Here is a 21,787-nt window from a genome sequence, read left to right as displayed (position 1 = left end):
ACTCCCTTGAACGGACGTGTATTGTTGGGTGAAGTGTTTTATAAATCCGATAAATTGCTTGTGCAGGGTCTGGAGCTTCTCCGCCGCCACCCGGTCTTGATTGACCACCATCCGGAGTTCGACCGTGGCGGCCTGCCATTCGATTCCAAAGTCATAGGGAGCGAGCCTCCCTCCCTCTTCAGCGAACGCTGGGAAAACGGTACCGCGCTCAGCAAGCAGCCGTGCGCGATAGACGTCTTCCCCGTCATACGCAAGGTCAGCATCCGCTTTTACTGCTGCCACCAAGCGAAACAGTTCGCCAAAATTGGAGTGTTGCTCCCTTTCGAACAGCGTCGCGGATTTCCTTCAGGCGTGCTTTTTGTTCCACTAGATGCAAAGAAAGAAAGTCATGTTCCGTTACAGGAATTACTTTGCGGCGCAAGAAGATCTGCACAGGTTTTTCTAACTTTTCCCAGTGAAAAACCGTACGTAAAGACTGGATTTTATCTACGAGCACAACCCATGCCTGACGAACGGCTTCACTAGATTTAGAACTAGTCAGGCGGAAGGAAAGTTGCTCCACATATGTTCCAGGTTCGCTGACGTGGTGAAAGAGGATTCCTTCTTACAAGGGGCTTAAACCGATAATGTCTTCTATGTTTTGCTTGTCAAGCTTATGACCTTTCTCCAATATGTCCTCCTCCTTTTTACTGAGCATTCCAGTCGCGCCGAATCTCGATTTGTTCTTTCACAATCTCGAAACCAGCCTTTTGGTACAAGTTGCAAGCGGGAACGTTTGGGGCCGCCACATGCAACAACACCGACTGAAAGCCCTGTTCAAGCAGGTAGAGCATCCCACGTGCAACCAGCGCTTCGGCGAGTCCGTGTCCACGGAATTCAGGCAACACAAACATATTTTCGATAAAACCCACAGTCGCATCTTCTGCTCGCACCATGATTACGCCTGCCACCTCATTAGCCGGCGTAAAAACGGTAAACGTCGTAAAATTCGGAATACTTACGATCCCTTCCAACTGCTCGAGCGTTGCGGATTCCTCTGGAAAAGCCAATTTGTTAGCCGCTAGAAACTTTTCCTTATCAGCCAAAGTCTCTAGCTTCCACTCGCGAATCTCCAAGTCGCCATGTACCAATCGATCGGGAATTTTCATATTCAGGTCACGTTGAAGCAATCGATAGCTCTCTACCCTCTCAAATCCTTGGCCTGCCGCATACTCGAGAATCGGATGAACGGTCGCATAGTGTTGGATGCACAATTCAGTTTTGCGCGGCAACACTTCTACCAGCATCTCTCCAACACGCGCTTTCAAAGCCTCATACAGGGCATCGAGCACTCTCTCAGGCTGTTCTGCCTCCAGCGAGGCAACCATGTCCAGATAGATTGTGTTCGGTACATGTGCTGGATCATTTGCATGAGCGAAACGGGGAATCAAGTGACCATACCCAATCGCCTTCCTATCTTTGTAGGCTACGTACATGTTGTCAGGTTTTAACTCCGGTTTGTGGAGGTAGACCCAGTTTGCCCACGTAGGAAAATCCGGGAAGCGCTTTCTCATTTTCTTTTCAATCTCTTGCAGTTCGTCCAGCACTGCAGGGGTGTAAGGGCGTACAATGATGTCTTGCATTTCACTTCCTCCGTTCTTTACATGAACACATGCGGTTTCTTCAGGACAATATCCTCCATGATCAGCACAGCATCCTACGGGTACAGACCATCGGTTCGCCGCGCAGGTTGAACGACGTGTTCTACACCATCGACAACCCCGTTTTCGCTTTTAATTTTTGGAGTAGATCATAATAGCGCCAGTTTGTCTCTGCGGTCACCGTTTGTGTGCGTGAAGATCCGGCGACGTGTACAACACCTGGTATCTTGTCACGCTTGTCCACTTTGACGTTGTGATTCATGTGATTTTGAATCCCAGGTACTGACGGATTGGCCAGCATACTACGGTTTCTCAGCGCGCGAGGTCCGTATTCGGCACGGCCTTGAAACAGCCAACAGAATACCCTTGTGCCAACAACTCCGCCGCGAGTTCCGCGACATCGTCTGCCTGTTTATAGGACTGTCCCAAATCTTGAATGTTATAGCAGTATGTTTACGTCATCTTAATTACGACACAAACATACTGCTTAACGCTAAAATCAGACCTCATTAGTAGTATGTTTGTGTCGTAAAATTAATTGAAAGTATGTTTGTGTCGCCACACACATTTCCATTTCTTTAATGTGTAGATGTATATAAGCGTCGCGATGAAAATTACGCATTATTATTATGTAGAATTAGTTGGCTAAATAAAAATAGGAACCAGTTTGGTCCCTTTCGGCTGCCTACTCAAAACGTGTGGGTAGTATGTTTTGGAGTGTACTGGCCCCACGTTAATCTCAGATCACATTAATTGGATCAACTTAGCTAAGTGATCGAATCACTAAAGAGGTCCAGGACACATTATTTATAATTCTTCTTCCAAAACAAAACTCCTACTTAGTTATACCAATCTATAGTGAAAAGTTATCTTTTCGGAATAGTTTTATACTTTTTGTCAATTGGCAACAGATATTCAAAGAAGAATCAATAAAAAAGAGAGCCTGGCCATAGAAAAACTGCACCTCCAATTGTTAGTGGTGTTTAACAATTGGGGTGTAGTTCAGTTTGGCATAGGCCTCATTTTTTAAAGGCAGCAGGTCTCTGGAATGACAGTAAATAGTTTTTTGATATAGTAGTACTTGTTAGGGAGACATTCTAGGGATCACCTTATTCTTATTGCTCACGAAGTTTGTTCAGGAAGAAATTTCGAGAAAAGAATGATCTTTCAACATTCCAATCACATCATCAACATCAGCTCCATCTACCTCAACGAATTCACGAAGCTGCTGATAGGTTTTCGGTTCAGCGAGGAAGTCGAGTAAATCTCTCATTCTCGGAGAAATATCCATCACATCGCCTGTTGCACGATGGAGAAACATCGTCTGTCCATCCTCTTCCAGTTTCACTACATAATTTGAGAGTGTATATGTTTTCAAATTATTTCACCTTTATTTCATGTAAGATTTGTTCGTATGCTTCTTTTTCAAGCTTACCTATATTTCTCAGGCGATCTTGGATGCGTTCAAGAGCTTCTTTTGGCTGGCCGATAGTGCTTCTGTACAATAACATTTTTAAGAGATCCCAATCACTTGATATCTTCTCATATTGTGAAACGGTATCAATCGAGAGATAATTGGCGTTATGTAAGATCTTCAGAATCTGAAGCATTTTCTTTCTTGACTCCGGGGGACCCAATGGATGGAAGAATTGATTGCTGAGATTATGCATCTGAATTCTGACTAACAGCGTAGGTAAATCTGTGAGAATTTGCAAAATGTCAGAAAAGGCATTGATGTTGTTTTGAATAGATTCTCCTGTTTTTGGGTCCTGACAAAGGATCGTACAGACAAACTTATACAATGAGGAAGGGTCTCTCGTCAGGATCTCTTTCACCACTTGTAGCTTAAGCCAACTATGCGCAGGGAGTCCATAGATACTAATCGCTTCTCTACAGGCAGTAAGTGTTGAGAGCGGTAATTGACCATTGTAAAACAAACTGGATACTCCGACTGTTTCTTCACTCTCATTGTATCTGTGTACTACCATATAAGTAGCTGTTTTTTTATCAACCATATCAGGTAATTTCGATGCATCAATCCGCACGATCGGGATATTCCCCGCGTTTAACTCAGTCTGAATCTGCTCCCATCCAATTTTAGCGTTCTGAGGCGTGACCATGGTAAGACTAATCCCTAACCAGGTAGGATAGTAATCATACCGATATTTTTGAACAATATCCACTTTGGGGAAAACTTCGGTTTCACTTACCCATTCTGCTGAATATTGAAAATCGAAACTTCCCGAAACCATATAAAGGTATGATTCCTCAAGGCTTTGACCGGTTTGATGAAAAATCCAGTTTCGAATGATTTCGAGAAAACAGTTTTCACCAGAACTATCAGGGAAATCCTTCATAGAAATAACTCCTCCTCTCCCCCATGCTTATAAATAGAAACAAATGAGCCTATGCCAGACTTTCATCTGGCTAGGCTCATCTGGCTATAATCGGCACTCTTCTGGAGTGATAGTGAAAAGCTTTTTGATATAGTACATTCATTATCACCTCCGTTCATAGAGACCATAGAATCTATTAGAGTAATCTTTCATCTGGCTAGAAATGGCAAGCATCTGGAGTGATAGAGAAAAGCTTTTTCATGTAGTACATTCATGATCACCTCCTTTCATAGAGACCATAGAATCTTTTAGAGTAATCTTTCATCTGACTAGGCTTGGCAAGCATCTGGAGTGATAGAGAAAAGCTTTTTCATGTAGTACATTCATGATCACCTCCTTTCATAGAGACCATAGAATCTATTAGAGCAATCGTTGATTGATTTTTCAAATTTTTCAATTACCTCTATTATACAATATAAATTCTTACTATCAAACCATAAATTGTTAAATATTTTGATTTATTGGATTTGGAACTTTTGAGAGAACATATTGGCAATTGCCTCAATCGTTGCGAAATTTTCCACGACTAAATCTTCATCATCGACCATGACGTTTAATTCAGTTTCTAAAGCCACTAGCAGCTCCAAGGCTCTTTTCGAGTCGAGTCCAAGTGCGTTCAAGTTCTCTTGGGGTTGAATAACTCGATCGTAGTGAAACAATTCTTTGATCTTTGCGTTGATTAGATCTGTCAATTCCGGTGTCGTCATCGCATTTCATCCTTTTCTGCTAGGTTAGGTACGGCAGGATATACTCTCCCAACCTTTCGATCTCGTGATCCCCTACTGAACCAGTCAACAGGAAATACTCGGTTCCGAGTTCATGAAATCTCTTCATCGTATCGCGTACCTCCTCATAGCTTCCCACGATGGATAAGGTGTGTGCTGTACTGATTTGGCAGAGTCCCCCCCACAAATTTTTGTCCACAACAAATTGATCATAGTTGTAATGCTTTTTTTGGTTGGAGATGCCAACGGAGTCTGCACTGTTGCGGTACATTCGGACAAGTCGCTTCTCCAGAGGGGCGAAGGAGGACAGCATACATCTTGCAGCCTCCCAAGCTTCCTCTGATGTCTTACGGGCGATGATATCAATGACCATACCGCAAGATACTTCCCTTCCGAACGACCGGGTGTGTGCTTTGAAACGAGCGAACTGATCTTGAATGCTTGGCAAATCATCCGCATAGACGAGGTAATAGTCTGCATGCTGGGCAGCAATCAACATGGCATCGTCAGAGCTTCCAGACAAGAACAGCGCAGAGGGAATTGTGGGATGCCCTTTTGGAATAACTGTGCAATTATTGGCTTCAAAAAACTCTCCCTGGTAGGTCGCTGGACCAGCTTGCAGTTCACGGAATGCTTCGACGAACTCACGTGTTCTTCTGTAGCGGGTAGTGTGGTCTTGGAATTTCCCTACTTGGGATAATTCGACTATGGAGCTACCCGAAACGATATTAATGTCAGCCCGTCCGTCCGTAAGCAAGTTGATCGTGTTTAACGATTTTAGTGCTACAGGAGGTGAGACAAATTGGGGATTTTGGGCTATCAGCATACGAATCCGTTTGGTGATTGAGGAGAGCTTCGTTGCGACGATCCACGGGTCGAGATATGACTGCAAGCTGATATGTAAAATAGATTCAAAGTTGTAACGTTCTGCTTGAATCGCGTCTTCTTGGATACGTTGAAATTCTCCTTGTGGTAGTACCCAACAAAATTTCATAGGACCTCTCCTTGTACGGTGTTGGGGGAACTAAAGTAGACCATATTCTCTTGCCATAATCCTGAATAAAAATTGTGTATTACTGACAATCCTCTCACGGTATTGTGCGATGTCCTCATGACTAAGCATACTTTTGCGATAGATACTGGTAACGAATTTATTCACGAGCTTGTTTGAATCCTGAATGATGTTCATTGTCAATAACTTGGCTTCAGTTGAATCTTGCATGGGACAGAAAAAGTGAGTTAACGTTTCAAGAAAAAGCTCCTTCGCTCCAAGCTTGACATAGAGTTCATTTAAGTTTTGATCGTTGAAATAGTCGGTTTCTTCCGCTCGCAAGCGTACGATCATATCGATGTCACTGCCAGCTTGTTTCTCTGCGAGGAGTGTAAGCAACAGTTGTTTGTATTCTTGATCAAACGCGGGAATCATCGGATTGCAGTCGGCAAAGCGGTTCAGAGTGACAAGACATCTCATTTTAGGGATCAGAAAGTTATAAACCTCCTCCAAGACCGAAAATGTGGTCATGAACGATTCGTATACGATCCGTTGTGAGGCACCGCGGTGAACATGATTGTGATCAATAATGTAGTAGAGTCCCTTTTCCTTGTCATAGCCATTAATAATGGTTGTATGGTCCGTGTGCTCTCTTAGATAGAAAGGTGTGTAGTAAGTGAAATATTCATTGAATGATACCATGACCAATTTGCGTTGGTTAATCAAATCTATGATCGCCTCTGGCAGCCATTTGGTGTCAGTCACATTTGTCAGTTCAACGGAGAAGCCGAACTTTCCCAAGGTATCTTGATCATGAGGATAACCGAAAATTCTTTGCTCATCGACAAATGAGTAAGCAAGTCCATGCTCCGACAGATGATAACCGCGCTTCAGTCCAAGGAACAACTTGAAGTAGTTGATGAGTCCGCGATTTTCGTCCCCGAACAGGTTGGCAAGACCACGGTCATAGCAATTGAATTGTCGCCATGAAAGATGATTGTTCAATTCATAGGCATCTGTTTTGATCAGTAAGTTGTTTGCGATGGATTTAGATGAGTCATTTCGAACGAATGGAATAGTTGGAACAGGTTGCGACGCTGACTTTTCGTTCTGTTCAGGCATTGGCGGAATGAGGGTGGCTGCTACTTCTTGCATGATAGTTGCCTGCGGTACCCTCGCTGTTTCCACTGCCTCTATAATTTCTTCAACTGTGTCCTCTTCCGCCTCTTTTTCACCGGCCAGGATGAATGTAACCAGTTCTGCCACCGTTTGATATTCAAACAGGTCCGCTACCTCAATCTCTTTTCCGACGTCTTGGCTCACCATGGCAGAGATTTTGACCGCGATAATGGAATCTCCACCTAGACTGAACAAGTCGTCGAAAATGTCAATTTCTTCGAGAGAAAGTACCTCTGCCCAGATTCTTGCGATTCGCGCCTCCATTTTTGTCACGAATTGGCTTTCGCGGCTGCTTGCCACGATTTTCAGTGGGCGATTGAAATTCGCAGTCATGTTCTTGCGAGCTGCTCTTGGTTTTTCGGCTTGTTTGAGGAGCGCCTGTAAGTCAGTAGAGAGTTGGAAGAAATGGGTTTCGAGCAATGATTTTGAGAAGGCCCCGTTTAGGAACCCAGTAATGACCCGTGGGCGTTCTTGCTCCATCATTCTTTCGAAAGATTCGAGTGCTGTCCGTGTGCGTATGGCTTTGAAGATACCGTTGTCTTCCAACCCGTAATCAACAGCCATTCCAGTTTCTTTCCACGCTGGCCAGTTAATCGCAAGGGTACGCTTGCCTCGCTTATTGCGTGCATAAGCGAAAGCATCCAGGTAGTTGTTTGCAGCTGTATAATCACCTTGGCCTACGCCGCCTGTCAGAGCAGTGACGGAGGAGAACAAGACGAAGAAATCCAGTGGATCGTCTTCAGTCAGCTCGTCCAACAACTGTGTCCCCCGCATTTTTGGATCTAAAACTGAGCGGAAAACGGCCTCTTCTTTGCGTAGCAGGAAACCGTCTCCAGCATTACCGGCTGCGTGAATGACACCACGGATAGGACCAAAGCGAGCTCGCACCTGCTTCAGTACTTGTTCCATCCGTGAGCGGTTCGTTATATCGGCGGAGAAATAAGTGACTTGAGTACCATTTTCCTCCATACGGCGGATTTGCATGATGATCGAACGTAATTTTTGATCGTGACCCTCGCTGAGCAGTGCATCCCACTGATCTCGTTCAGGTAACGGTCGGCGGCCGATGAGTGCCAGATTGACCTTTTGGTTTGCGCTAAGGTAGCTGCTCACTTCAAGACCAAGACCACCTGCACCACCGGAGATTATGTACGTACCACCAGCCTTTATTTCCATGCCAAGCATTTGTTCATGCTTGTTGTCCTGATCTGCAGAATCAAGTTTAATCGGTTGCAGTTGTGGGACGTATCGCTTTCCTGCCCGAATAGCAGTATGAAAATCGCTTGATTGGTGAGTGAGCTCGGCAAGATTGAGATCAAGCGGTGTCTCTCCGTCTAAATCGAGACATCTGCAGACATAACGAGGGCACTCTTGTTCCACCACTTTTCCTAAGCCGAACATTGCATAGGAATATGGATGGATCACGTGTTCCTCTCCGCTGACTTCCATTGTGTTAGTTCCAATTAGCACAATGTCTATTTCTTGTTTTATTCGGTTTTTGTTCAGTGCTTTTGTCAGGTAAAATAAACTCATAACACTGCGCTCCAATTGCTTCGAATGATCTGCAGCGGACGAATCATCGCGAAGAACAAGGGAAGCCATGTGGACGATTTGGGTAAAGTCCTGGTCTTTGATCTCATCGACAAGGCGGTTATAGTCGTCAAGCGTATCGGTGATCTCGTAGTTGCGCTCGTCTATTTTTCGGTATGTATTGCCAAATCCCACCTCGATTATCATGCGGTTTTCTTGGTGCAGGCAAGTCAGTACCTTCTCAGCTTGTTCTGTTTCCCCTTTGAACACCAGGATGTTCGAATGAGTGTTTTCTCCTTGGTCGAGGGTTGGCTTTTCCACCCAGTTAAGTTGATAGTACATATGCTCTTGGTTGCTGAGTTCCTGGTAAGTAAAACCGGTTTTCGGCACTTTTTTGATGGTGTAATCGGTCGCCTCTGCGATCACGGTGCCGTCTTCTTTCATCAAACGAATGTCAAAGGTGGCCGTTTCCGCATTTTCTTTAAGCGAGTTATTCCAGCTAATATGGCTGTAAACAGTCTCAGTCATCGAACCGTAAATGCGCAAACTCTTATAAGAGAATGGCAAATAGAGTCCTTCACCAACGTGGCTAATCGCAACATTGACTGCATTGTCCATCATCGATGGATGCAGATGAAACTGTTCCAGATCGGAACGAAATTCATCGGGTAACTTCAGGCGAGCGAGAAGCTCTTGGGAGCCCAACCGTACGTCAGCGAAGTTATACCAGCGCGGCCCAAGATGAACACCTCTGGTATGATGGTTGTCAATACGGAAGTCGATTTTCTCTGGGAATCTCTTCTGGAGTAGACTGATGTTGGCATGTTCCAGAGGGGCTGGCTCTTCTGCTTGTATCCAGCCTTCTGCATGAGTGATCCATTGATCTTCCTCTTCGCCTTGGGAGACAATAGTAAATTTCTCCCCTTTTGCTTCGATAGTGAGGATTACATGCATTTCTTTCTCCTTACTATCATGGACAGAAAACGGTGTAAAGAAAATCAGGTTCTTTATCGTGAGGTGTTGATCTGGGTAGAGGGTATGTCCGATAAATCGCACCATTTCCAAATAGGTGGTTCCTGGCACGACATAGCTGTCTAGGACTTTATGTTCTTCTAGCATCCAATGACTCGCAATTGAGAACATAGTGGAATATACCCGCAAATTCATCGTTTCCAGTACGCAACGACTGACCAACGGATGATTGTAATTTTTAACGGTAACCACTGACTGCGGGTATGGAGCCGATTTGACTTCTATCCAGCAACGATCACGCAAGAACGGATAGGTCGGCAACGCGATTTTTTGCCGTTTTTCTAGATAAAAGCTAATGAAATCTATCTCGGCACCTTGAACGTACAAACGGCTGATCCTTGCAAGCGTCTCCGCATTTCGTTCAGTTGGATCTTTGGGCATCGTATCTAAGAGAGCTTTTACTTGCAGTGTAAATTCCTTTCGTTCATCTAGATACAAATCACCCAATTTTTTCAATTTGCGGTCACCTACGATAACCCTGTGATAACCAAATGACACATAGGGATCCGTCATATTGGCAAAATCTTGGCACTCGGCCAAAGCTGTCATTTTTTCCCGAAGCTCGGCAAGAGAAGACACGGTACATGCCAAACGGTACTCATAATGACCGCGGCCAGTGTTGGCGGTATAACAGATGTCTTCTAGAGTGATTGAATCCCCCTTCTCTTCCAAAAAGTAGACATAGGTTTGTATAAGTGCACGCAAAGACTCTTCTCTTCGAGCTGACAGCATGAACAACTGAGGATGCGGTTTGGCGGTGTTTTCCGCAATGTTTTCAATTTCAGGCGCTTCCTCTAGGACGACGTGACAGTTGGTCCCGCTCAAGCCAAAGGAACTTACTCCACATCGGCGAGGTGTGTCGCCCCTCTCCCATTGACGTAGCGTATCGCTCACATAGATCGGAGAATCCAGGAAGTCAATTTTTGTGTTCGAGCGTTTAAAATGAAGGGTTGGTGGTAATTGTTTATTTTTTAAGGCCATGACCATCTTAAGCAGGCCAGCCAAGCCTGCGGCGTTGTCGAGATGACCCATGTTGCTTTTGACTGAACCGACTCCACAGAACTGATTTCGGTCCGTATACTGTTTAAATGCTTTGCTCATACCCTCAATCTCAATCGGATCGCCCAAGCGGGTACCAGTACCGTGAGCTTCTAGATAGGAGATCGATTCAGGATTTACTTTGGCGTTTTTCCAGGCATTGACGATGACATCCGTTTGTGCTCGAGCATTAGGTGCTGTAATCCCATTGGAGTTACCGTCTTGGTTGACGGCGCTGCCTTTGATGACGGCGTAAATGATGTCTTTATCCTTGATCGCTTGCTTCAGTGGTTTGAGTAAAATAGAGATTACCCCTTCACTAAAGCCTGTGCCATCTGAACTCTCATCGAAGGTTCGGGCGCGGTAGATTGAAGAAAGGATACCGAATTCCCGGTTTTCATCTATCACCGGGAGCATGCTTACCTTGATGCTGCCGGCCAGCGCCATGTCGCAATCGCCATTGTGGATGGCTTTACATGCGAGGTGGACGGATACCAGAGAGGAGGAACATGCCGTATCCACCAACATGCTTGGTCCTTTCAAATCAAGCAGATAAGCAATACGACTGGCAATGATAGATCGAAGGTTCCCTGCTGTTGCCATTGACAGATAGGATGGTTGAATCGCTTGAATTAGTTGACGGTATTCTGGATTGCCGTCATTGCTGTAACCCACGAAGACACCGGTTCTCGTCTTTTGAATGCGGGCTCCCCCGTAACCTGCTGCTTCGAGGGATTGAAAAGCGGTTTGTAAGAACAGACGTTGGTACGGGTCCATCAAGCTGGCTTCCGTATACGAAAGATTGAAGAAACGATAATCAAATTTATCGATTTCTTCCAAGTAACCACCTTCCATGTACTCTGGAATCTTGTTACCCGGTACCATATACCCCAGGTACTCATCTGTGTCAGAACGTCGGGAGGCAGGGAACGGGCTTACACAATCAACGCCGTCATGCAGATTTTGCCAAAACTGTTCCACATCCTTGGCTTTTGGAAGTTCCGCGGCGACACTGATAATCGCGATATCTTCCTGGTTGGTGGTTGACTCTTTGAGCAGTTTAATTAGTTGAATCCCTGTTTGTCTATCAATACGTCCACTGCTCGTGCGTTCAATGATATATTGATATAAATTATCCATTGTGCCTCCCTGTCACTTTAAGTGGTTTACAGCTTCTTGGATGCTGAGAGTGCCCTTTTTGATATTGTTGAACATCTCTTCCAAATCAGCTTCAAGTGTGTCCTCCTCTTGAGGACTTTTGGCGTACGCTTCATTTTCTTCGGTCAGGTAAGCAGATAGACTAAAAATGGTTGGATAGGAGAAGAGATCCACGATGTTGACTTGACCCGGAAATCTCTTCTCGATATGGTAATGCATTTGATTCACCAAGAAAGAGTTGCCGCCTAAGGCGAAAAAATTATCCTCAATGCCTATCTGTGACAATTCCAGCAATTGACACCACAGGTTCGCCAAGAATTTCTCCATCTCCGTAGAAGCTTCCACAAACGTATCCGTAGAAGAAGTGACTATTGTAACGGAATGCTGACTAAGGGTTTTCCGGTCTATTTTACCGTTTAATGTTTTCGGCAGGTCTGGCAGTGGGACAAACCGGGCAGGAATCATGTAGTTTGGCACTTTTTGCTTTAGCATCTCAATAAGATGTTGGTCGGTTAGCGTACCTTTTGCAGTATAAAAGCAGACCAGCTTGTTGCTCTCCCCTTGCTTTTGCGGGATAACAGCGACTTCACTGACTAGGCCGCTTTCGATTAGATGGTGTTCGATCTCTCCTGAATCGATCCGATAGCCGCGGACTTTTACCATACCATCATTGCGGCTCAGATATTCAATGTAACCCTGTGAATTGTAAAAACCGATATCGCCTGTTTTGTATAGAAGGTTATTTGTAACCGGATCAGTTAGAAACACTTCACTGGTTTTCTCCTCATTCTTGTAATAGCCTTGGGCAACATTGCGTCCGCAGACATGAAGCTCACCTGGCATACCTGGCAGACAAAGCTGGCCGAAATGGTCGAGTATCAAGATGCGGTTGCCAGTAATGGGTTTGCCGATCGGGATTGTTTTCTGCCCATTCAGCATCGCGGGTGTCACTCTTTGAAAAGATACCCATATGGTCGTTTCCGTAGGACCATACATGTTTAGAAGCTCCGCTTGCGGGAAAACTTCGCTGATTTCCTTTGCCAGGTTCGTTCCCCAAGCTTCTCCTCCGATCATAATCAGCCGTAGCATAGTGGATGACTCAGAAGTTTTGCAGCTTCGCATCGCAGGCAAAAGCTGGCTCATCAACGTTGGTACGGAATGCCAGACCGTGATCAGATTGGCCTGGATATACGCAGCCAAGGCATCGGAACGAACCAGCATCTCTAATGGAATGATGTGCATTGTGGCCCCGCTGGCAAGCGACGCAAACATCTCGAACACAGATATATCAAAGCTGATCGAAGTGACGAGCATCATCTGGTCATCTGGTTTCAAATTCCCGTTGAGAATACTCCATTGTATAAAATGGCTGGCGTTGGCATGGGAAACCATGACGCCTTTGGGGACACCAGTTGAACCTGAGGTATACATCAGATACATCAGGTGATCCATTGATGGAGCCTCAGTCCATGTTGTCGGCATTTCGAGGCAGTCAGCTGGAGTAACCATTGTAGCAACACATTTACGTGCGAGTAGCTGAACGTCGCTTCGTTTCATCAATACGGACGGATCCGTGAACAGCACTTTCATATCGCTATGCTCTATGATCATGCGAAGTCGTTCAAGCGGATAAGTCGTATCAAGCGGGACATAGATTCCACCTGCTTTTACTATTCCAAGAATTCCGACAATCATTTCAAGGCTGCGTTCCAGCAAAATGCCGACAGGCTGATTAGCCCTGATGCCAGCTTGCCTCAATGCATGGGCGATCTGATTGGCTTTTTCGTTCAACTCACGGAAGCTCATCCGTTCTCCACCAAACACAAGGGCTGTCTTATCGGCGTACTTCATGGCAGATTGTTCAACCAAGGTCGTCAACGGCACTTGTTCGATCTGATTGGCCCACGTCTCATCTGCATATAGTGCGAGCAATTCTTGCTGTTCCTTTTCGCGCATCAAGACAAACTGATTCAGAGTGCGGTTCGGCTCGTCAGTGATTTGTTCCAACAGATACTCGAAGGCATCAGCCAGGCGCTCTATTGTCTCTCGTTTGAACAGGTCTGTATTATATTCAAAACGAAGTTCCAGATGGTCTCCCTGTTCTTTACATATCAAATAAAATTCATACAGACTTATTTCATCGTTTGCCGTATAGGTTTCGAAGTATTGGAAGGCAGCTTGAAAAATCGGACTGCGACTCAAGTCCCTTTCTGGGTTAATTTTGCTTACCAGCAGGTCAAATGGGTATTTACTGTTCTTGTAGCCTTGGACCGACTGTGTCTTAACTACCTCGAACAGCGCCTGAAAATCTTTCAGTTGACTGATTTGAACGCGGATTGGAATCATATTGATAAACAAACCCAAGACGTTTTCATATTCCCGTGAGTCGCGTCCCGATACGGGGTAACCCACGATCAGGTCATCTTCCTGTGTTACCTTGTGCAAAAGTAAAAAGTAGACGGACAGCATGAATATATGCATGGTCGAGTTATATTCCTGAGCCAGAGGCTTTAATCGGCTAGTCAACCCAGAAGACAGCTTCAGGGAATAAAAACTGCCGTTATACGTCTGCAAGAGTGGCCGAGTGAAATTCGTCGGCAACTGAAGCGCTGGCAATGGCTTCGCCAGCTTGTCCAGCCAGTAACTTTCCATCTGAGCAAATTCTTCAGTTTTCATCCACTCTTCTTTTTCGTAAACCCAGTCCACGTAGTTCTTGGCAAGTAGCTTCAAGTTAGCGGGACGGCCTTCAAATTTCGCCTCATAGATTTCAACCAGTTCCTGCAATAGCAATTGATTGCTGGTTCCATCCGTGATCAGGTGGTGTATATGGAAGCAGATCGAATATTCGGCTTCCCCCAGCTTGAAAACGGTAAAGTTGATCAGGGGCTTGGACATATCAAACACCGTCTCATTCTGTTTCTGAATCAATTGCTTCAAAATGGTTTCTTGCTCTGGCTCTTGGCACAGGTCGACCACATTCAATTCAAATTCCAGTGAATCCAAAATGATTTGCTTCGGTTCCCCTTCTGCCTCTTGAAAAACAGTGCGTAAGGAGCTGTGGCGCTGCAACAAGGTGTTCAAGGTATGCTTCAATACGGTCAAATCTAATGCTGTCTTTACTTCAAGAACAGTAAGGATATTGTACATGCGAAGATTCGGGTTCATCTTTTGTAAGAACCAGATTCGCTTCTGCGAACTAGACAGATCATAGGTCTTGTTAGGTTGCAGATTCATTCTGTTGGTGATTTCCTTATGAGTCAGTGCGGTAAAACCCATCATTTCCATATAGGAAGCCAACGAAGCAATGGACGAGTATTCAAAAAGGTCAGCCATGTCGACATAGCTGTCATAAATGTCGTTGGTACGGTAAGAGATCTGGGTAGCTATAAAGGAGTTGCCTCCCAGTTCAAAAAAATTAGCTTCAATGTCAAGCTCCGTGAGCTGCAATGCTTCACACCAGATATGGGCTAATCCTTTCTCCAACTCACTGTAATTCCCATTTTCACGGCCACTTAGCTTTACGAGTTGTGTACGTATTTCCTTTCACTCCTTTGCTAATGGAAGAGGAGTTGATAATATCGCTGTTCTGTTTCATATATGTGCTGCAACTTGTTGAGACAAAGCTGAAGATCGGCAGTTTTGTATATACCCGAAAACAAAAACTTACCAATGATGACTCGGATCATCCGCCAGTTGGCCATTACTTGATCCAAAAGCTGAACTGCAGCGGGGTTGGGATAGCCTACCACCTTCAATTTATACTTTTCCGCCAGTTTCGCGTTGATTATTTCGTTGATTCTGCTGAGCAATTCTTCACCGAATTCTTGCAAATTATTACTCGTGGATGTTATGTACGCAAAATGATCAGCAAATATATGTATCAGTTCTAGTCGTTCTAAGATCAAGTTCTTAAACCGAACGTGATTCGCTTGAAAAACTGTCAGATCATACGAGGAATCATCGTAAACCATCTCATTTGGATAGTTGGTGCCACATTTGTAAAATTCAAAATAGGCCTCCCGGTTCGCGCTGTTGAGGTATTCGTGGTAGCCTGAATAGGCTTTTTTCATATCTTCATAACTGATTCTCCGCGGTTCGTATGACAACGTGTCGGCATGCTTGTGCTCCATAATGTGAAACACTTCTTGAGTGTCATCGAAGCCATAAACGAGCAGACTATGAGCTTTATGAATCTTGTGGTAGGTGTCTTGACGAATGGACGAATAGAAGCTGTCAATCCACACAATCACAGGATGACTCTGCATAAGAGCGGCTTTAATATCGTCCATGAATTCTGCTTGATAATGAAGCTCCTTGCTCGTGATTCCAAGCTGTTGCAGCAATTCCGACTCCGACAGATTTACTTCATAGTCAATGGTAAACGGAACTTTCAGGTTAGGCTCGTCCCACGTGTACAGAAGCACATCATTGGCCAGCACCGGAGTTTTTCTGGTATCAAAGTACTGTAGAATCGGAAATAAGGAATTGTAGAAACAACTTTTGTAGAAAAGTTCGTTAAACGGTTCGATGTTTGAAAGCATCACTTTTTCTGTCATGGGATTCACCTGAGCGACTCAACCGTGGACAAGGGGAGAGTTTCCCCCTGTTTGGTTCATCTGTGCGATCAATTGTTTTAGCTCAATCAGCTTATCCAACCCTTGCATCACTGCGGACGCCTCGATCCCGAAGTCTACTAGGCAGGCAATCTCGTTGACACCGGCTTCATGCATCAGTCTAACGGTCTGAATGCAGCTGTCTGGCGTACCGAACAACGCAGCTGATTTCCAATACCGTTCGAAAATGATCTGCAACATCGTTTTCATCAATGCCGGGTCATTTCCTTTTGTTCCGCTTTGGTTCATATTTTTGCGCAAGGCGTCACCCAGATTGATGCTGGACGCTAGATAATCGGTAAAAGGTTGGCGGATAGTCTGCTTCACGTGATCTAGATCGTCACCAATAAAGGTATGGATCATCACCGTGACCACACCTTGTTCGGGGTTGTATCCATTTTCTTGCAATGTTTGACGATACAGCTTGATCTTTCCGTGCAAACTGGAAATGTCTTGGTACAGTAAGTGGGTTAAGACATTGGCACCGATTCGTCCCGCGCGTATGAATGATTCTTCTTTGCCAGTTGTGGTGATCCAGATCGGCAGCTCTTTTGCTTTTGGTTTCGGATAGGTTTTAGCTTTAGCCAAATTACCGACCCCGTTTGGAAATTCGCTCGTCTCCCCCCGCCACAGCTGTCTGATTATTTTGATCTGCTCGTACATATACTCTGAACGATTACCAAATGTAGAAGGATTGAGAATGAAGTCATCAGGATGCCAACCAGCCGTAAAGGAAACCCCCACTCTGCCATTAGACAGATTATCTACAACCGACCACTCTTCCACAATCCGAACAGGATGGTGTAATGGCGACACGATACTTCCTGCACGGAGCTGCAGGTTTTGTGTAATCATCGCCAATGCGGCAGAGATCACTGATGGATTTGGGAATACACCACCAAAATCGTGAAAATGACGCTCTGGTGTCCAGACTGCTTTGAAGCCGTTCTCATCGGCAATTTTTACCGTGTCTAACAACAGCTGGTACGTGTCTGAACCCATCTGATTATAGCTGCCGAAGAAGAACAGGCTAAAATCTATCTTCAATGTAGATCACCTCTTTACGTACTTACTCCTTGATCAAGCGTCTGATCTGTGATTGAACGCCATCGATTTCGACCATATCGCCCACTTTTAAGCGTTCGAATACGTTTGACACATAGTACATGGAAGGGATACCTAGTTCCCGGGACAAAATGCCCAGGTGATCAAATGGCGCTCCGCCTGCAAAAATCAGACCTTTTACTTTATCAACTATGTGCATGATATCCCCGGCATGGCCATGCGGCAAAACGAGAATCCGATCTTCCTTAAGCACACGCGGAATACCATACACAACGATTCCGGTCACATTTTTCCTCAATCCCGATACGCCTGTGAGGAGATGTGGATCTTCTTCTGGGTTTGCCGTTGCCTGTTGGTTCGGATGTGGCGGCGGTCCGCTCGCTGCTCGTCCGATAAAAGTAGGTGTCAGCATTCGTTTTTGCTCGGCAATTAATTTTTTGCCTGCTTCGATGTGCGTGATGTATGAGGTATGATTACGCAAGCCGTCCATCAGCTGGTCAAATCGTAAGAAATGGACATCGTCGGGGCGTTCGATCAGTCCTTCTCGTGTCAGGATATTGCCTGCCTGCATGACTGCCAATCTGATGTAAGATCGGAACATGCTGTCCATATAGAAATTGTGGTTGTCACCTGTAAGGAATGCCTTTTCTGCCAATTGGAGCTTGTTTAAGAACTCCCCACGCGACTCTTCATCCAGCCTTTCTGTGATTGCATCCACCAAATTCTGTTTGTTCGCTTTGGTGGTTTCCATGTTGTGGAGGAATTCTTTGGTATCTAAGGTTAAGAACGTTCTAATTTTGGCCATAACCAAAGATGGCTGTTCTATTAAAACCGGATGTAGCTCATTGTCAAAGCCTTTGCTTAGTAAGCCGAACTCTTTAAGATACGCTTCCATTTCGCCTAGCAACACTTCGGCTGTCGACAGCTTGCTCAGACGTGCATATAAAATTTCATCGTAGTGGCACGTTTCAAACAGATGTTGCAAGTCATCATTCTGGTTCACGATCTCGGCCATATGGGCCAGTTGTTGGCGCTCTTTGGTCAACTGGGAAGGGACATACACCAGGTCGAAGGTCTGCTCTAATCTCATGTCCTCCAGTATTTCTTTGCAATACGTCTCAAACTCATGAATGTATCGACCGCCGTACACCGCGTAATCGTGCAATTCGGTCGCCTTACGCAAGAAATCATAGGCGACTTCCAAGAAAGTTACGGCTTCCGCGTGCTGCAAGTCTTTTCCGATATAGTGATTCAACTGGTTTGTATAGGTTTGGAGCTGTGGCAAGACCACATCGAAAAAGATGTGTTTGCCTTCAGCAAACAACCGATCGACGTACTCGATAAAGGCTTGTCGCTTTTCATCCCTGTTTGGCATGTCTTTTAAGCGGGCGAAAAAGTAGCCGTTATGGTTGCGGATATCTGCGTAATACTCCATTCGTCCCGCTGTCGCATAGGCCCCGTCGTGATAGCCGACGGCCTCCATTTCGAAAATCTCTTGGACCAGCGGAGGATAAGGCTGTTCCGTGATTCTAAACCAGGTAAAATCAGATTCTCCTGGTTCATCCCATTGGATGTGGAACGGGCGGTTTCTCATTGTGGTAATCGTTCGTGCCTGTAGGATATACAGCGTATCGCCCTGAAAAGTCCATTCAATATCTTGACAATCTTCAAACAGTGCTTCGATCGTCTGTGCGGTTTGCACCAAGCTTTCCATATGCTCAGGTGACAGTGATTTGGAGCCTTGCGCAAGATGGCTCTCGATAACCTCCCCTGTCTGCTTGGCAACTTTGTAAAATGAAGAAGGCAATGCACCGTCTACAAACTGGCTGCAATAGCCGTCTACTGAATTGACGTGAATAACGTCAGAGTCCATTTCAATCGTGTCCGCTGTAAACATGACCCCAGATGGAGTGCCGGCCACAAACTTTTGGATAATCACCCCCATCCGATGGTGGGTGAAGTCCATTCCTTTGCGTGACAGGACTGAGAGTGCTCTATCAGAGAACAAGGAAGCATAGCATTTTTTGACTGCTTGCTCCAGTTCTTCGTAAGTGCATACTTGTACAATGGAATCGTACAGACCGGCCATGCTGTCACCAACGAGGTCTTCAAACACAGCAGAAGATCTGACTGCTAGACTGTCGCCTGAATGCTGTACCAGCATTTGATGAATGACAGCGATCTGTTTCTTTTGTTCCTCAGAAAATTGTGCACAAATCAAGAAGTCCATAATTTCGTTGTTGTGTGACAAATACTGATTCGGTTGAAATGGGAAACGATTATAGTTCAGAAATTCCGTGTAAAAGTTAGTGGACAGAGCAAAACCTTCAGGTACGTTCAATCCTTGTACGTTCAGCTGTGACAACGAATACGCTTTTTGTCCATAGATGGTGTCAGTGTGCAGCGGAATCGCTCCAATTTTACAAACAGTCAAAGAGGCCACCTCCACAAAAATTCCAAATAATTAGATAAGCACGCCTTCTTTTTTTGCTTTCATTAATTTACAGCATTCACTGTAAGTAAGTTTGCCGTGGACCAATTTGGAGATTAATGCTGTCATTTCTTGCGGGTTTGCCCCCTGGAAAACATTTCGACCTATCGATACACCTGCAGCTCCCGCTCGTAGTGACTCGCTAATCATATACAGCAGTTGTTCTGTGTCATCCGTATGTGCCCCACCAGAAATCAGAACCGGGATCTGTACGCTGTTCACGACATCTACCATTGCTTCATAGGATCCAGGATAGTCAACTTTGAGGATATCAGCACCCAGCTCTTCACCGAGTCGAGCCACGTGTTGGATGTGATAAGGTTCCTTTGGGTTTTTGTGGGAATACATCATGGCTAAAAGCGGCATACCCCACTCGTTGCATGCTTGAGAGACCAGTCCCAATTGGGTGATCATTTCGTTCTCATATTCATTGCCCAGATTAATATGTACGGAAATGCCATCCGCTCCCAGTTTCACAGCTTCTTCAACGGTCCCAACCAGTACCTTGTAACCGGTAAAGTTGCTAAGGTTGGTGGAAACAGACAGGTGCATCAAATAACGGCCATTTGCCAAGTGTGGATTTTTGGCTACTTTTGCCAAGAGTCCTTTATGTAACACAACCGCTTCTGCGCCACCGTTCACCAAGTGGCTGATCGTATCAACTGAATTGACCAATCCTTGAATCGGTCCTAACGTAGTTCCGTGATCGATAGGAACAATGCATAAGCGCTTCGTCTCTTGATTGATCAGACGAGAGAGTCTCAATTCTTTACCATACATTGGCGGTGCCACCTCTTTCGCAAGTGTGTGCTCTGGCTTTCATTTTTCAATGATACATTCATCGATTTTGATGCCGACATGCCGTCCACTCTCGCATACATAAGCAAGCAACTCGTCTCCCTCTTTGATGGTTGATGCATTGCGTGGCTCGCCATTGACACCGAAGATACGGATATGCCAGTCATCTTGCACGATTGCGTTGACCTGCGTGCCGTTGTCGGTTTCAACCACAATGCGCAACAGTGGTCTCACCTCGATTTTGACTCTTCCGACACTTATTTCACGTGTTCGACCATTGGTATCTACACACAACACTCTGCTTCCGCCTTTTAGTTCGGTCAGATAAGCCGTCATGTCATCAGGCGTCCACACATAGGAATGAACGGCACCTGCGTTGACGCGGAATGGACGAAGCTCCATGTATGGGAGGAAGTGTGTCTCTGAACTGACCAAGAGACCGCCGCTGGAAGTAGAACCGATGATCATCCCTTCGTTTTCGGTCAGCATGCTAGTCGAGTCAATACAAGCTCGGTAGCCCATGCCGCAATGTTCTACTTCAACGACCTTTCCTGTTGTTAATGTTAATTGACCACCTTGTGAAGTGGACATGAACTCGTTGACATTTATAATTTCGTGCACAGATTCATTGGAAAACATGACGCCGTCGCTGCCGACCTCCATAACTCCGAGGGAGATTTTCATATCCTGCAAGTTTCTGACGAGCTTGATCAGGCTGGTCTCTCTGCTTTGCAGACGGGCAATCAAGAGTTCGAGCGGGATGTTGGTTTCATCAACCAATTCAACTACTAGGTAGGAGTACTTACTGCTTACCTTCCAGACAATCTCCAAATCGCTGTTTGGTTGGATTAAATGGAAGTAAGCGGTTTTGTGACCGCTCCGCATCGCATCTTGCAAGACCGTTTCCGAGGCGGAAAGAATAATCGTGTCAGTAGGAATCTCTTCCAAGTCTGATGGCTGGTTTACTTGGACAATTAATGTCATTTTTTGGGGAGGATTTATTTCATTAAGCATCTCTCTTGTAATTACCATGTATTCCAAATGGCTGTGATAGATGAGGGGAAGAATTTTATCTTTATCCTTCACATGTCTTGCGTCAAACCAAACCGTTTTTTTCGACATTGTACTTCT

Annotated in this window: 14 protein-coding genes; 1 reads left to right on the top strand and 13 read right to left on the bottom strand. The window is 45.2% G+C overall.

What is annotated here, in order from left to right; all coding sequences use genetic code 11:
- The first annotated feature begins 24 nt into the window (after nt 1-24).
- Nucleotides 25-525, top strand: a complete 501-nt coding sequence (locus E8L90_RS29870) for a hypothetical protein (RefSeq protein WP_162309052.1) — start codon at nt 25-27, stop codon at nt 523-525.
- 161 nt (nt 526-686) lie between these two features.
- Here the strand turns inward: E8L90_RS29870 and E8L90_RS06300 are convergent, their stop codons facing one another.
- The 13 genes from E8L90_RS06300 to E8L90_RS06240 form a co-directional block, all read right to left on the bottom strand.
- Nucleotides 687-1,622 (bottom strand): GNAT family N-acetyltransferase, encoded by a 936-nt coding sequence (locus E8L90_RS06300; RefSeq protein WP_137028472.1) that lies wholly within the window; start codon nt 1,620-1,622, stop codon nt 687-689.
- A gap of 121 nt (nt 1,623-1,743) precedes the next feature.
- Nucleotides 1,744-1,992 (bottom strand): carbamoyltransferase C-terminal domain-containing protein, encoded by a 249-nt coding sequence (locus tag E8L90_RS29865; RefSeq protein WP_137028471.1) that lies wholly within the window; start codon nt 1,990-1,992, stop codon nt 1,744-1,746.
- Nucleotides 1,993-2,775: 783 nt separating this feature from the next.
- Nucleotides 2,776-3,018: a hypothetical protein gene (locus E8L90_RS06290; RefSeq protein WP_162309050.1), complete on the bottom strand. Its 243-nt coding sequence runs from the start codon at nt 3,016-3,018 to the stop codon at nt 2,776-2,778.
- 1 nt (nt 3,019) lies between these two features.
- Nucleotides 3,020-3,997, bottom strand: coding sequence for a hypothetical protein (locus E8L90_RS06285; RefSeq protein WP_137028469.1), 978 nt, complete (start codon nt 3,995-3,997; stop codon nt 3,020-3,022).
- A gap of 497 nt (nt 3,998-4,494) precedes the next feature.
- Nucleotides 4,495-4,743 carry an acyl carrier protein gene (locus tag E8L90_RS06280; RefSeq protein ID WP_137028468.1) on the bottom strand — a complete coding sequence of 83 codons (249 nt, stop codon included), beginning with the start codon at nt 4,741-4,743 and terminating at the stop codon, nt 4,495-4,497.
- A gap of 19 nt (nt 4,744-4,762) precedes the next feature.
- Nucleotides 4,763-5,755 (bottom strand): LLM class flavin-dependent oxidoreductase, encoded by a 993-nt coding sequence (locus E8L90_RS06275; protein ID WP_137028467.1) that lies wholly within the window; start codon nt 5,753-5,755, stop codon nt 4,763-4,765.
- A gap of 30 nt (nt 5,756-5,785) precedes the next feature.
- A complete protein-coding gene (locus E8L90_RS06270) occupies nt 5,786-11,671 on the bottom strand; it encodes an SDR family NAD(P)-dependent oxidoreductase (protein ID WP_137028466.1) in 5,886 nt (1,961 codons plus the stop codon).
- Between the two features lie 12 nt (nt 11,672-11,683).
- Nucleotides 11,684-15,172, bottom strand: coding sequence for a non-ribosomal peptide synthetase (locus tag E8L90_RS06265; RefSeq protein ID WP_137028465.1), 3,489 nt, complete (start codon nt 15,170-15,172; stop codon nt 11,684-11,686).
- Nucleotides 15,173-15,243: 71 nt separating this feature from the next.
- On the bottom strand, nt 15,244-16,245 hold the full coding sequence (locus E8L90_RS06260; protein WP_162309049.1) for a BtrH N-terminal domain-containing protein: 1,002 nt from the start codon (nt 16,243-16,245) through the stop codon (nt 15,244-15,246).
- An 18-nt stretch (nt 16,246-16,263) separates the two neighbouring features.
- A complete protein-coding gene (locus tag E8L90_RS06255; protein WP_208759415.1) occupies nt 16,264-17,349 on the bottom strand; it encodes a MupA/Atu3671 family FMN-dependent luciferase-like monooxygenase in 1,086 nt (361 codons plus the stop codon).
- Between the two features lie 22 nt (nt 17,350-17,371).
- A complete protein-coding gene (locus E8L90_RS06250) occupies nt 17,372-19,801 on the bottom strand; it encodes a PEP/pyruvate-binding domain-containing protein (RefSeq protein ID WP_137028463.1) in 2,430 nt (809 codons plus the stop codon).
- Nucleotides 19,802-19,831: 30 nt separating this feature from the next.
- Complete coding sequence (locus tag E8L90_RS06245; RefSeq protein ID WP_137028462.1) at nt 19,832-20,638, bottom strand: 2-amino-3,7-dideoxy-D-threo-hept-6-ulosonate synthase; 807 nt, start codon at nt 20,636-20,638, stop codon at nt 19,832-19,834.
- Nucleotides 20,639-20,677: 39 nt separating this feature from the next.
- Entirely contained in the window at nt 20,678-21,778 is a 1,101-nt protein-coding gene (locus E8L90_RS06240) for a 3-dehydroquinate synthase II domain-containing protein (protein WP_137028461.1), read from the bottom strand.
- Nucleotides 21,779-21,787: the final 9 nt, after the last annotated feature.

This window comes from Brevibacillus antibioticus, from assembly GCF_005217615.1.
Lineage (GTDB): Bacteria > Bacillota > Bacilli > Brevibacillales > Brevibacillaceae > Brevibacillus > Brevibacillus antibioticus.
The sequence above is the reverse complement of the archived record's forward strand: the minus strand, read 5'-3'. Positions and strand labels throughout refer to the sequence as shown.